Origin of the sequence: Microbacterium sp. 69-10 (assembly GCF_001897945.1) — a bacterium.
In the GTDB taxonomy this organism is placed as follows: Bacteria; Actinomycetota; Actinomycetes; order Actinomycetales; family Microbacteriaceae; genus Microbacterium.
The window spans coordinates 250,437-262,200 of the sequence record NZ_MKRT01000024.1 but is presented as its reverse complement, the minus strand read 5'-3'; the positions used below and the strand labels follow the sequence as shown (position 1 = coordinate 262,200).

Sequence of the window (11,764 nt, the reverse complement as noted above, 5' to 3'; positions counted from 1 at the left end):
CCCGGATCCGGAGCGCCCGACGATGGAGACGTGATCGCCGGCGCTGACCTCGAGCGTGACTCCGCGCAGGATCTCCAGCGTGCTGTCGTCCGGCAGGAGCACGCTCTTGGTGACGTCCTGCAGCGCGACGAGCGTCACCAGCTCGTCCCCGACTCGCAGAACTGGCCGCCCTGACCGTCGTCGTAGCACTCCTCCTCGGAGGGTGCGGCGAAGCCGGGTACGAACTGGCGGATGCTGTCGCCTTCGGCGAGCCCGTCCGTGACCTCGACCTTCTCGCCGTCGTTCACGCCGAGCGTGACCTTGCGCTCCTCGGGCTCAGACCCGTCGCCGGCATCCACCCAGACGGTCCCGCTGCCCGCACCGCCCTTGACGGCGGTGACGGGGATCACGAGCGCGTCGTCGACCTTGCCGAGTGCGAGCTCGACCGATGCCGGCAGCCCGGCGAACACCTTCTGGTCGCCCGGCACCGCGCAGCGGATGCTCGCCGTGCCGTCCTCGGCGATCTGCACGCCCACTCCCGCGCAGGTGAACGGCGCCGGCCCGCCGTTGATGCTGACGGTCGCCTCGGTGGGTGCGTTCACGAGCCGGTACAGTTCGGCCGGCTTGACGGTGGCGAGCACGTGGTGTCGCGCCGGGGTGAGCTTCAGCACCTCTCCCCCGACGCTGGTCGTCTGTCCCTTGACGAGAGCCAGCTCGGAGACCTCGCCGGCCTCCGGGGCACGAAGCTCGACGGTCTTGGCAGGCTCCAGCTGCTTGATCGTCACCAGCAGCTGCCCCGTCGCGACGGTCGCCCCGTCTGCGACGTGCACCGCCGTGACCGTGCCGTCGGTCTCGCTGCGGACGGCGTAGGGCTCGTCGCGCGCGATGGTGGCGTCCAGCTTCAGCGCGCTGACCACCGATCCGCGCTCGACGGCGGTGACCGGATCGGCGACGCCGGCGGAGGGATCCGCGGGAGCGGCCTGCGTGACATCGGGGAAGAACGCGAGCTTGACGAGCGCCGCGGCTGCTGCGCCGAGGACCAGGACGAACACGAGCGGGAGGATCACACGGCGCCAGACGACCACGGTTGCCTTTCCTGGGCAGCCGCCCTGGCGCCCCCTTAGCATCAGGCTAGGGGAAGGCCAGGCGGAAACGGATCAGGGTTCACCCCCATCTGTCATCGCGTCGCCCCTGAGTGCGCTCGAAGCGCCGCCGGCCTCGGTGGGCTGCGTCAGCCGCGCATCGCCTCGTGGCGCACGACAAGCCAGCCAGCGGGAACCGAGAGCCGCTCGGCATGCAGTGCGCACAGGTCGTGCGCGTGCGGGTCTCCGCCCGGACCGAGCGGGCCGAGTGCCGCCATCTGGTCGCCGTAGTCGAAGGTGAGCGTGGCGACCGCCTCGCGCGCGCAGGCCACCTTGGAGCAGAGCCGTTCGTCGGTGCGGAGTGAGTCGTCCATCTCCTTCAGCGTAGGGCCGCGCATGCAGGATGCCCGGGTGCCGCGCGGCATCCGCTCCGAGCCGCCCGCGACTTCGAAGACGACCTAGACTTTCAGACATGCCCCGCCGTCGTTCCTCCCGCGCTCCTGGCCGCCGCGGCGCCCGCCACGGCCGGCACGGCAGACTGGGCCGCAGCGAGGTCGTGCGCCCGCCGCTTCCGCCGCTGGATGGCCGGCTGGACCGGTTCGACGTCACGGTCGGCAGCGCGGTGGAGTACCTGCGCGGCGCCTGGGAGGAGCTCCGGGACGTGCGCTTCGAGATCTCCGCGATGCCGCTGCATGATCGTGAGGACGGCATCCCCCGGTGGCGGGTCGACCATGCCGCGCAGCGTGTGTCGCTGTACCGCGTGCCCATCGAGCGGCTGCTGCCGAAGGGTCATGACGACGCCATGCACCGGCGCGTCGCGATCGAGAGCGCGGTCTTCCACGCGGCCGCCGAGTACGTCGGCCGCGAGCCCTGGGAGCTCGGTCCCGAGGGCCGGGATTACTGACCTCCGCGGCGCCGGGTCGGCTCAGGGACGCACGACGATCGGCTGCTGCGTGGCGGCGCCCGCCCACAGCGGCCAGCTCGCGATCGCCGCGGAGCCGTTCGCGCCGAGCATGCCGATGGCCGCGTTCACACGACCGCTGGGCTCGAGAGTGTAGGCGCCCGCGTCGACGGTCACAGCCGTCGAGCCACCGGGCTTGAGCTGGACGGTCCGCTCGTCCGCGCCACCGAGAGCGACCGTGACGGGTTCGGACTCGGCGTTGTGCAGGTAGAGGGTCGCCGGTGCCCCGTCCGGGACCGAGAACATCGTCAAGTCGCCGGATGCCAGTTCGGGCGAGGGCAGCGACCACGCGATGTCCTGCTGATCCCCTGCGCGTGCCGTCTGCTGCGCTGCGGCGACGATCGGCTCCGTCGAGGAGATCTCGATGTCGTAGGAGCCCTCCTTCAGCCCGGCGAGCGAGACCTCGGCCGGTGTCCCGGCGACGAGATCGACGGGATACTCGTCGACGGCCGCCGCGGAGCCCGCGGCGCGCACGCGCACCGTCGTCTTCGCGTCGTGGTCCGGCGCCAGCATCCGCACGACGACCCCTGTCGTGTCGTCGCCCACGGTCGCGGGCGCGGAACGGACCCCCAGGAGGAGCTGAGAGGTCTGCGCCCCGCTCAAGCCGTCCTGCAGGTCGATGCCGACGGCGTCGAGCGTGCGCACCAGGGTGGACTGCAGGCTCGCCCGCACCGCCGCACCCGACGAGGAGACGTGCACCACCGGCGTCCGCGACCCTGCTGCGACGGATGCCAGCGGCACGCCGAGCTGGGTTCCCGCCGGCACGACGACTGTCGATGCCGAGCGCTTGTCGCCGTACACGTCCAGATCGACGGTCGCGGTGACCGCGCCGGGATTGGTGAGCAGGATGATGTCGGATGCTCCGATCGACACGTCCCCGCCGACGAGCCAGCTGCTCAGCGACGGCTCACGACAGGGGGCCGCGGCGAAGCCGCTGGCATCCTCTTCGGAGAGCTGCACGGACTCCGTCGCCGAGAACAGCGGCACCTTCCGGTCCTTCACCGCGCCGACGATCACCTGCGTCCCCGAGGCTCCGAGCGCATCCGGCGCCTCGATCGGATCGGACTTCGTGCCCTCGGTGTCGCCGTCCACGCGCAGGCGCATGGTGGCTGCGGAGACCATCAGGCCGGCCTGGGTGGCGTCCCGCCCCAATACCCGGAAGGAGCCGTTGCAGACCAGCACGGCGTCGCTGGGCACGGGCCTGACCGTCGTCGTCGCCGGTGCGGTGCGGATCTCGGGGAACGGCGCCGCCACAGCGCCGGCGACGCCCAGTGCGCAGGCGACGGCGACGACGGCCCCTGCTGCCACGCGGGTGCCGGTGGCGGCAAGACGGATGGTGCGCTGCTTCATCGGGTGGCCTCCGTCTCGTCCTGGTGATCGTCGACGTGCGCCGACCCGGCCGATTCGCCGACGGTGTCGTCGAACTCGGCGGTGGGCGGTGCGGCCTGGTCGTCGTGATGGTCGGCGATGCGGCGGCGAGGCAGCACGATCGGCTCCGAGGGCTCGCGACCGACGATGCGGGACCGGGAGCGCGCGGCACGACGCGAGGCACGGGTGGGGATCGCGAGCAGCAGCGCCGCCAGCAGCACGATCAGCTGCACCACGCCGACCAGCGCCGCGATCGTGCTCTGGGCGGCGGTCAGCTCGGGGCGCGGGGCGATCGTGCCGTCCACGCGCCACAGCATCCCGCGCGCGGTCTGCCCGGCCTTGACGAAGCCGGAGCGCTGGTCGATGGAGGTGGTCGCGGCATCGCGCATCGAGCGGGCGCGGTCCTGCTCCTGCGGCGCCTGCGTGAGCAGCACGAAGCTGATCCCGTCCTTCGCCAGGGCGGAGGCGGCGTCGAAGTCGCGCCCCGACATCAGGTCGACCGACGTGGTCGCGATGTCATCGCCGAGCTGCTTCGTCGCCGTGCTCATCAGTGTGCTCTGCGCTCCGAGCGTCGAGCTCGCGCCCCACACGACCTGCGCGGAGAGGCTGCCGTCGTTCAGGGGTGTGAGCACGAGGGTGCCGCTGTCGACGGCGCCGTCGGACTGCGCCGCGACCAGCGCCGGAAGCGTGCTCGCCGGGCCGTTGTGGACGAGTGCACGATCCAGCTGCACCGCCAGCAGAGCGGGGGTCGCGCACGCGGCGACCGCGATGCCGGCGAGAAGGGCGGCCGCGGTGCGCAGCGCGGTGAGCGCGACGACGGTGTCCAGTGTGACCAGGGCGGCACCGACGGCGCCCAGCCAGGCCAGGCTCAGGCCGCTGCCCGGCCAGACCGCCGCGCCGACGCCGTCGACGGAGGACACCACGACGCCCGCCACGAACAGCGCCGTCCCCAGGCCCGCCAGTGTGGTGGCCAGCAGCACGTAGCCGGCGCGCCAGCGCGGCGAGAGCGCCGACAGCAGCGCGAGCAGCGCGAGGGGCGCGAGCAGCAGGGGCGCCCACGGCGCGAACGCGCCGCCGAGGAACCAGTCCCAGCCGGCGCGGTCCGGGGAGGGGAAGCCCGTCGCGACGTCCAGTCGCCGGGCGGTCTCGTCGACGGCGAGCACTGCGCCGGGGTCGGCCAGCAGCGCCCACGGTTCGCCGTCGCGCAGTCGGCGCACCACGAGCGGCGCGAACATCGCGGCGGACGGGATCAGCAGCCAGAACACCCGGGCGGCGCCGCGCAGGCGTCGGGTCGAGATCATCAGCACGAGCGTCAGGGCCCACAGCAGGACGAAGGCGGGTGCCAGCGACGGTGCGCAGGCCAGCGCTGCGGCGGTGAGCACGGAGGCGGCGCCGGCGGCGCCCCAGGAGCGGTGCGCGACGACAGCGGTGTGGAACACCCAGGGCAGCAGAAGATGCAGCAGCACGGCGGCGGGACGCCCCTGCACCAGTGCGGTGAGGAAGGTCGGCGCGAGCGCCCACAGCGCGCCTCCCAGGATGCGCAGGCCCGCGCGGTCGGTGACCCGGGTGGCGGCGAACCATCCGCCGAGCACGGCCAGAGGCAGCGCGGCCAGCCACAGCACCACGAGCGCGAAGGAGGGCGCCCCGGGCGACAGCGTCCCGAGTACGGCCAGGACACCGGCGAACGGACCGGCGGGACCGACGATCCCGAGGCCCACGTCCCGCAGGCCCCACGCGGCATCCCCCCAGAGCGCGGCCACGGTGCGCCGGAGCGGGAGGAGGGCGCCGCCACCGATCGTGGGCCATGCCAGCATCGAGACGAAGGCGGCGATGCTCACCACGAGAGCGGCCAGCACGGTCCACGCCCCGCCGCCGCTGAAGAAGTTGAGTTCGCTGACCGCACCGCGCTCGGTGCCGTGCCCGTCGTCCAGCCGCTGCTTCAGCTGAGCCCGGCTCACGCGCAGCGGCGCGATCTCGGTCCACGAGGCCCGCCGGAAGGAGCGGATGGCGGCGCGCGACCGGGCGAGTGCCCCGAGCCGCACCATGGCGGTCAGCGCTGCACCCCACTCCGGCACGACCTCGCCGGGGCGCTTGGCGATGAGGTGGGTGATCGAGCGCCACAGTGCGAGGGGCAGCAGCGAGATCCAGTGCAGCGGAACCGCGACCGCCGGCGCATAGGCGAGGCGTCGATGCAGCTGCGACCGGCGCGTCGCCCACGCGCGCGCCATCGCGGTGCGAGGACGCCCGCTGGACCCTGCGGCGGGCACGCCCAGCCGCGCCTTCGGAACGAGCACGAGCCGCGCGCCACCCAGCCGGGCCCTGACGCCGAGGTCGAGTCCCTCATCCGCATCGGCGAGGGCGGTGTCCGGGCGCAGCACCGACGGCGCCTCGCCACGGATCAGCATGCCGCGCACGTCGGCGCCGAGCGCATCCTCCGCATCGTCGTGCTGGCCCTGGTCGAGCTCACCCGACGCGAGTTCGATGGCGCGACCCCAGCGGGTCATGCTCACGCCCATCGACACGATCTCGCGGTCGTGGTCCTGCTCCACGAGCTTGGGCGCGGCGACCGCCGCCGACGGCGAGCGCTCCAGCGCCCCCGCCAGGAGCTGCAGAGCATCCGGTTCGGGGACGGTGTCCTCCGCGAGGAGCCATACCGCGCTGCCCGCACTCACCCGAGGACCTGCGAGCGCCACCGCCTCGGAGAAGGTGGTGCTGGTCCGCGCCTCGATGATGCCCTCGACGATGTGGCCGATGCCCGGGAGCGCACGGACGGGTGCGGCGTCGCCGAGCACGACGACTGTCACCGCCGCCGGCGGCAGGGACTGCGCGCTGAGTGCGTCGAGGGTTCGGCTGAGCTGGGCGCTCGCGGATCTCCCCGCGCGCGCGACGATGATTGCATGGGCACGTGCTGGCATGGCCCTGTCAGCCTAAGCAGGCTTGCGCGCCCGGTCGGTCACCGCTGCGGCGCGTTCACGAAGAAGTCAGCCGATCCGCCCTCGAAGGGCGTGCGCGCTGCTGCGCGACGCGCTCAGCTGGCGCGGCGCTTGAGCTTGCGGCGCTCGCGCTCGCTGAGCCCGCCCCAGATGCCGAAGCGCTCGTCGTTGTTCAAGGCGTACTCGAGGCACTCGCCGCGCACATCGCACGAGGAGCAGATCCGCTTCGCGTCACGCGTCGAACCGCCCTTCTCGGGGAAGAACGCCTCGGGGTCGGTCTGCGCGCACAGCGCATCGACCTGCCAGGCGAGTGCGCCGTCGTCCTCTGCCTCGACTCGTCGCACACCGGGTACGCCGAGGTTCACCGGATCGACGAACCAATTCTCAGGAACGTCTGAGCGGTAACCCGTCATCTCGATCCTCCAACCCTGCTCATGCCCCCCACGGGCCGTGCTTCAGATAATTACACCCGTGTCATTCGCTCCGGTCAAGTCGCGGATGGTAAACCCTCAAGGTCGCCTTGAAGGTTCATTGAAGCCTTCTCGGCGTGTCGCGCCGACGTGGAGCGTGCCGACCGGGCGTCTCGCGAGCCCCGGAGACCGGTCGTCAGGAGCGCCCCGGCTCGGCGATGAAGACCTCGCCGGCGCCGCGCAGGGCGAGCACGGTCTCGTCCGCACTCGCGAACACGGCGGCGCCGACTCGCACCGGGACCGTCGCTCCGTCGGAGCCCGCCACGGCGACCTCCCCCGCGGTGACCAGCGCCATCGCGGGCCCTGTCACCTCGACGGTCCGCTCTCCGGAGAGCTCGATGCGACGCAGCGCGAAGTCGGCGACGGGGATGTCGTACTCGGTGAGGTCTCCCCCGGCCGGCTGCACGGGCACGACACCGGGCTCGGTGTCGACGATCGAGAGCAGCTCGTCCACGTCGATGTGCTTGGGCGTCAGTCCTCCGCGCAGCACGTTGTCGCTCGCCGCCATGATCTCCACCCCGAGACCCGAGATGTAGGCGTGCAGCAGTCCGGCCCGCAGGAAGATCGCCTCACCGGGGCGCAGCACGATGTGGTTCATGAGCAGCGCCACGACGACTCCCGGATCCCCCGGGTAACGGGTGGCGATGCCGCGCACTGCGCGCAGCGCCTCGGCGAAGCCCTCCGCATCCGCTGAGCCGAGCGCGTCGATGATGTCCTCGACGGCCGCCTGCGCGTCTCCGGAGAGCAGCCAGCCGATCGTGGCGCGCAGCGCCTCCGCATCCGTTCCCGCGCCGAGCCGATCGCGCAGCGCGACCACGCCGGGTGCGTCGGCGAACGACGCCAGCATCCGCAGGGTGTCCGCGACGGGCCTGAGCCCGCCGAGAGCCTCGAAGCGGTCGCTGAGGGCCACGATGAGCTCCGGCTTGTGATTGTCGTCACGGTAGTTGCGGGCGGGATCCGACGGGTCCAGGCCCGCCTCCCGGGCGAACCCCTCCCGCGCCTGCGCACGGGTGGGATGAACCTGGATCGACAGCGGATCGGCCGCCGCGAGCAGCTTGAGCAGATAGGGCAGCGATCCGCCGGTCACCGCGTCGAGCGTGCCCGCACCCTGGACCTCGGCCGGGTCGCCGGGGTGATCGCCGAACCAGACCTCGGCCTCGGGCCCGCCCGACGGGCTGCGTCCTTCGAGAGCGGCCAGCAGAGTCGTCGATCCCCAGGCGTAGTCGCGCGGCTCGTTCGTGATCGTCAGCAGCATGCCTCCCAGCGTAGGGCGTGGCCGGAGGTCTCTCCGCGCCGGGCCGCCCGGTCACAGGCCGCGTGGGCCGCCGGGCGGTAGCCTGAACGCGATGGCCGTGTACACCAAGCATCCCGTGGCTGCGCCACCCGCCGCACCCGCCCGTGAGACGACGGGTCACCTGATGGTGCGCGCGTACGCCGTGCTGTGCCTGTTCAGCGTGTTCGCGCACACGGCCGTGTACAACCTGGTGGGGCCGGTCGGTTCCGTGGTCGTGCTCGTCGTGCTCACACTCGGCGCCCTGGGGATCTGGGTGCCGGCGATCGCGAGACAGCGCCCGACCCGCTTCCCCTGGCGCCGGTTGCCGTGGGCCGCGCTCGGTTACGGAGCGCTGGCGCTGGTCTCGGTGCTGTGGTCTCGATGGCCGGGGGCGACGCTGCTGACGTGGTCGCTGATGGCCGCGATCACAGCCACCGCGCTGATGGTGGCGACGATGCTCACCTGGCAGGAGATCGTGCGGGCGCTGTCCACCACGCTCAAGCTCATCCTCGGCCTCTCCGTGGTCATCGAGCTGTGGGTGGCACTGGTGGTGCGGCATCCGATCCTCCCGAACTTCGCCCAGCTGCCGCCCGGCAAGATCAACCCGGTCAGCTACTGGGTGCGCGGGAACCTCTTCAACGGCGGACGCATCCAGGGGATCGTCGGCAACGCGCACGAGCTGGCGATGATGTGCCTTTTCGCACTGCTGGTCTTCGCCGTGCTCTACGCGGCGCGCGTACGCCGACGCGGCCTGCTGATCGGGTGGGCCGTGCTCGCCGTCGTGCTGCTCGTGAAGGGCGCCTCCACGACCGTCTACCTCGGCATCGTCGTCATCCTGGCCGTCGCCGCCGCCGCGCTCGTCGCACGCGCCGCGAGGACTCCGGCGGCGCGCCGCGGCGTGTACCTCGCGTTCGCCGCGGTCGCGGTCATCGGCGTCGCCGCCGCCGTGCTGCTGCGCGACCGCGTGCTGGGCCTCTTCGGCAAGGGCTCCGACCTGACCGGCCGGGTGGAGATCTGGCAGTCCGTCTGGGAGCGGGCGATCACGCGACCGGTGTTCGGCAACGGGTTCTCGTCGCCGTGGGTGCCATGGGATCCGGCCTTCGACCGGTGGATCCTGAACCACGGGATCACGGTGTTCCATGCGCACGACATGTGGCTGGACGTCTTCCTGCAGCTCGGGATCGTCGGCGTCGCGGTGATGCTCGTCGCCTGGCTCGCGCTGCTCTGGCGCTCGTGGTTCTTCGCGGTGGACCGTCCGCGGTGGGACCTCGACGCGCAGCGACCGTACTCGGCGCTGTCGATGCTGCCCCTGCTGCTGACCACCGCGCTGCTCTTCGAGGGGATCGCAGAGTCCGCGCCGATCATGCTGTGGGGCTGGATGCTGCTGATCCTGCTCTCGTTCAAGATGAAGTCGGTGCCGCTGATCGGCATCGGAGTCGGCGAGCGCACGCCTGTGATCTCGCACGGACCGCAGGCCCGGCAGGTGCCATGACCGTGCTTCGGCCCATCGTGGCGCTGCTGGCATCGGCGGAGTTCGCCCGCGCCTACACGCTCACCTCGCTCGCCGCTGCGTTCGCGTCGTTCATGATCGAACGGCTGACGTCGACGACCACGGTGGTCACGATCTTCGCCCTGCTCGCACTGATCGGCGCCGGGGTGCTCATCGCCCGCCGCGAGGAACTCTCGCTGCTGCGCTTCGCCCCCACCTCGCTGCTCGGGTTCCTGACGCTCGCGATCGTCAGCGTGCTGTGGTCGGGCAACAAGCCGCACACCGTCCTCGGCTGGCTGGCGCTGCTGGGCATCGCGACCATCGCGATCACGATCGGGCACGTGCGCGACACGCTGCAGACCGTGCGCGCCATCGGCGACACCCTGCGCTGGCTGCTGTCGATCTCGCTGGGGCTCGAGATCCTCTCCGGCGTCCTGCTGGACATGCCCCTCACCCCCTTCGGGATCGAGGGGAACCTCGCGCTGGGCGGACCGATCCAGGGCATCTTCGGCACCCGTAACCTGCTCGGCTTCATGGCGGTGGTGGCGCTGATCACATTCGTGATCGAGTGGCGCACCCAGTCGGTGAGCCGCGTGGTCGGCGTGCTGTCGGTCGCGCTGGGCGGCTTCCTCGCGCTGCTGTCCGCCTCGCCGACCGTGGTCGTGCTCGCGGCCGCTGTGGGGATGACGACCGTAGCGCTCACCATCGTGCGGCACGCCCCGCCCGCCCGCCGCGCGCTCGTGCAGTGGCTGCTGGGTGCGGCCGTGGTGGCAGGGCTCGTGCTGGCGTTCGCGCGACGGCATCAGATCATCCAGCTGCTGGACGCGGGCTCGGACTTCTCGACCCGTGCGGACCTGTGGAACGCCATCCTCGACTGGATCGGAGAGAAGCCCGTCACCGGTTACGGCTGGTTCGGCCCCTGGACCGGCGGCGAGTATCCGTTCCAGTACATCAACTTCCAGCTGTCGAACCACCACCAGTCGGCGCTGAACTCGTACTTCGACGTGCTGCTGCAGCTGGGCGTGCTGGGACTCGCCCTGTTCCTGGTGCTCGGGGGCGTCGCCACCGTGCGTTCCTGGCTGGTGGCCAGCGTGCGGCGGTCGGTCGTGTACGCCTGGACGCCGCTGCTGCTCGTGACGCTCGCCGTGGAGTCGATGTTCGAGAGCTTCACGCTCGTCGGGGCCGGCTGGCTGCTCCTGGTGCTGTGCGCTCTGCGAGCGGGGCAGACCAGGTCCTGGCGTCAGAACATCGACGACGCGCACACCGGCGCGCTGCCCACTCTGGGCCCGCAGAGCTGACGCCCTAGATGTCGCTAGTGCCGAACGTCTCGAGCTGACCGCGCTTGTCGCGCGCATGGCGAGGCACGGGCAATCGGAACAGGGGCGTCTTCGAGAAGAAACGCGCGAGAATGGCCGCTCCGCCCAGGCCCACTGCGGCGAACAGGAGATAGAGCACCGGCCGAGACAGGCCCGTGGGGCAGTACGTGCAGGCGAGAACGATGAGCGGGAAATGAGCGACGTAAAGCTCGAGCGAGTGACGACCAGCCCACTCCAATGCTGGCATTCGTCGCGGCTTGCTGGCCAGCCACATCAGGCAGCCGATGCCCGCGAGCGATATCGGTGTCCCCACCGGATGCAGTCGCGGCGCGTAGCCGAGATGCGAGGCGCTGTAGGCAGCCCACGCCAGCGCGATCGCCCCACCGCCGAGCACGATCCAACCCGGCATCTTGAGCAGCCGTGGGACGTAGGGGATCGCTGCTACTCCGATGAAGAAGTAGGGCGCGTGCACGAGCTCCTGTGTGACCGATGACGGAGCCGAGGAGAAAAGCAGTGCCAGCGCGATGAAAACGACCGACAGCAGGAGCGGGTGCACCCACCGGATAAGCGGACCGATCGCGTAGCAGAAGGCAATCACGACGAGGTACCAGAGGTAGGACTCGCCGAGCCAGTACGCAGGGCTGCTGCCGTCCACCGATGGATTGGCCAGCAGATAGATCACGCACCAGACCAGGAACGGCCACACGATGTTGGCGAACTTGCCCCAGTAGTAACGGACTGCCGGCTTATCGAGCGACTGCCGAAGGAGCATGCCGGAGAGCACCAGCAAGGTGGGTATCCGATACGGCGAGAGCGCATCGTTCAGCCAGCGAACCAGGTTCGGCATCTCGACGCCGAAGAATGTGGGGATGGAGACGACGTGCCAGGCGATC

10 protein-coding genes and 1 pseudogene are annotated in these 11,764 nt (G+C 71.3%); 3 read left to right on the top strand and 8 right to left on the bottom strand.

Translation table 11 applies throughout. The annotated features are described in order from the left end of the window. From BGN97_RS12315 to BGN97_RS12305, 3 genes and pseudogenes are all read right to left on the bottom strand, one after another. A pseudogene (locus tag BGN97_RS12315) lies at nucleotides 1–138 on the bottom strand (ABC transporter ATP-binding protein); the annotation flags it as partial. Continuing rightward, nucleotides 135–1,064 carry a biotin/lipoyl-binding protein gene (locus BGN97_RS12310; protein ID WP_292701869.1) on the bottom strand — a complete coding sequence of 310 codons (930 nt, stop codon included), beginning with the start codon at nucleotides 1,062–1,064 and terminating at the stop codon, nucleotides 135–137. The pseudogene BGN97_RS12315 and the gene BGN97_RS12310, both read right to left, overlap by 4 nt. A gap of 146 nt (nucleotides 1,065–1,210) precedes the next feature. Next, complete coding sequence (locus tag BGN97_RS12305) at nucleotides 1,211–1,435, bottom strand: DUF3499 family protein (protein WP_285633634.1); 225 nt, start codon at nucleotides 1,433–1,435, stop codon at nucleotides 1,211–1,213. 98 nt (nucleotides 1,436–1,533) lie between these two features. Here BGN97_RS12305 and BGN97_RS12300 point away from each other — a divergent pair, with 98 nt between their 5' ends. After that, nucleotides 1,534–1,965: a hypothetical protein gene (locus BGN97_RS12300; RefSeq protein WP_285633637.1), complete on the top strand. Its 432-nt coding sequence runs from the start codon at nucleotides 1,534–1,536 to the stop codon at nucleotides 1,963–1,965. A gap of 21 nt (nucleotides 1,966–1,986) precedes the next feature. Here the strand turns inward: BGN97_RS12300 and BGN97_RS12295 are convergent, their stop codons facing one another. The 4 genes from BGN97_RS12295 to manA all read right to left on the bottom strand — a co-directional run bounded on the left by BGN97_RS12295 (nucleotide 1,987) and on the right by manA (nucleotide 8,048). Further along, nucleotides 1,987–3,372 carry a DUF5719 family protein gene (locus BGN97_RS12295; protein WP_292701866.1) on the bottom strand — a complete coding sequence of 462 codons (1,386 nt, stop codon included), beginning with the start codon at nucleotides 3,370–3,372 and terminating at the stop codon, nucleotides 1,987–1,989. Next, a complete protein-coding gene (locus BGN97_RS12290; protein WP_292701864.1) occupies nucleotides 3,369–6,305 on the bottom strand; it encodes a glycosyltransferase in 2,937 nt (978 codons plus the stop codon). The genes BGN97_RS12295 and BGN97_RS12290 overlap by 4 nt, the downstream gene beginning before the upstream one ends. 113 nt (nucleotides 6,306–6,418) lie before the next feature. Next, nucleotides 6,419–6,736: a WhiB family transcriptional regulator gene (locus BGN97_RS12285; protein ID WP_285633645.1), complete on the bottom strand. Its 318-nt coding sequence runs from the start codon at nucleotides 6,734–6,736 to the stop codon at nucleotides 6,419–6,421. 193 nt (nucleotides 6,737–6,929) lie between these two features. Continuing rightward, nucleotides 6,930–8,048: a mannose-6-phosphate isomerase, class I gene (gene manA / locus BGN97_RS12280; RefSeq protein WP_292701858.1), complete on the bottom strand. Its 1,119-nt coding sequence runs from the start codon at nucleotides 8,046–8,048 to the stop codon at nucleotides 6,930–6,932. 91 nt (nucleotides 8,049–8,139) lie between these two features. On the opposite strand from manA, the gene BGN97_RS12275 reads away from it, so the two are divergent. Both BGN97_RS12275 and BGN97_RS12270 read left to right on the top strand, forming a co-directional pair. Further along, a complete protein-coding gene (locus BGN97_RS12275) occupies nucleotides 8,140–9,558 on the top strand; it encodes an O-antigen ligase family protein (RefSeq protein ID WP_292701855.1) in 1,419 nt (472 codons plus the stop codon). Next, nucleotides 9,555–10,853 carry an O-antigen ligase family protein gene (locus BGN97_RS12270; RefSeq protein WP_292701852.1) on the top strand — a complete coding sequence of 433 codons (1,299 nt, stop codon included), beginning with the start codon at nucleotides 9,555–9,557 and terminating at the stop codon, nucleotides 10,851–10,853. Before BGN97_RS12275 ends, BGN97_RS12270 begins: the two co-directional genes overlap by 4 nt. Before the next feature lie 4 nt (nucleotides 10,854–10,857). On the opposite strand, the gene BGN97_RS12265 is transcribed toward BGN97_RS12270, so the two are convergent. Next, the coding region (locus BGN97_RS12265; protein ID WP_292701850.1) for an acyltransferase at nucleotides 10,858–11,764 on the bottom strand (907 nt) is incomplete at its 5' end.

What these genes read in the sequence shown, in the direction of transcription:
- BGN97_RS12295 (WP_292701866.1), bottom strand. Translation starts at nt 3,372, where the DNA reads ATGAAGCAGCGCACCATCCGTCTTGCCGCCACCGGCACCCGCGTGGCA.
- BGN97_RS12300 (WP_285633637.1), top strand. Translation starts at nt 1,534, where the DNA reads ATGCCCCGCCGTCGTTCCTCCCGCGCTCCTGGCCGCCGCGGCGCCCGC.
- BGN97_RS12305 (WP_285633634.1), bottom strand. Translation starts at nt 1,435, where the DNA reads ATGGACGACTCACTCCGCACCGACGAACGGCTCTGCTCCAAGGTGGCC.
- BGN97_RS12270 (WP_292701852.1), top strand. Translation starts at nt 9,555, where the DNA reads ATGACCGTGCTTCGGCCCATCGTGGCGCTGCTGGCATCGGCGGAGTTC.
- manA (WP_292701858.1), bottom strand. Translation starts at nt 8,048, where the DNA reads ATGCTGCTGACGATCACGAACGAGCCGCGCGACTACGCCTGGGGATCG.
- BGN97_RS12275 (WP_292701855.1), top strand. Translation starts at nt 8,140, where the DNA reads ATGGCCGTGTACACCAAGCATCCCGTGGCTGCGCCACCCGCCGCACCC.
- BGN97_RS12290 (WP_292701864.1), bottom strand. Translation starts at nt 6,305, where the DNA reads ATGCCAGCACGTGCCCATGCAATCATCGTCGCGCGCGCGGGGAGATCC.
- BGN97_RS12285 (WP_285633645.1), bottom strand. Translation starts at nt 6,736, where the DNA reads ATGACGGGTTACCGCTCAGACGTTCCTGAGAATTGGTTCGTCGATCCG.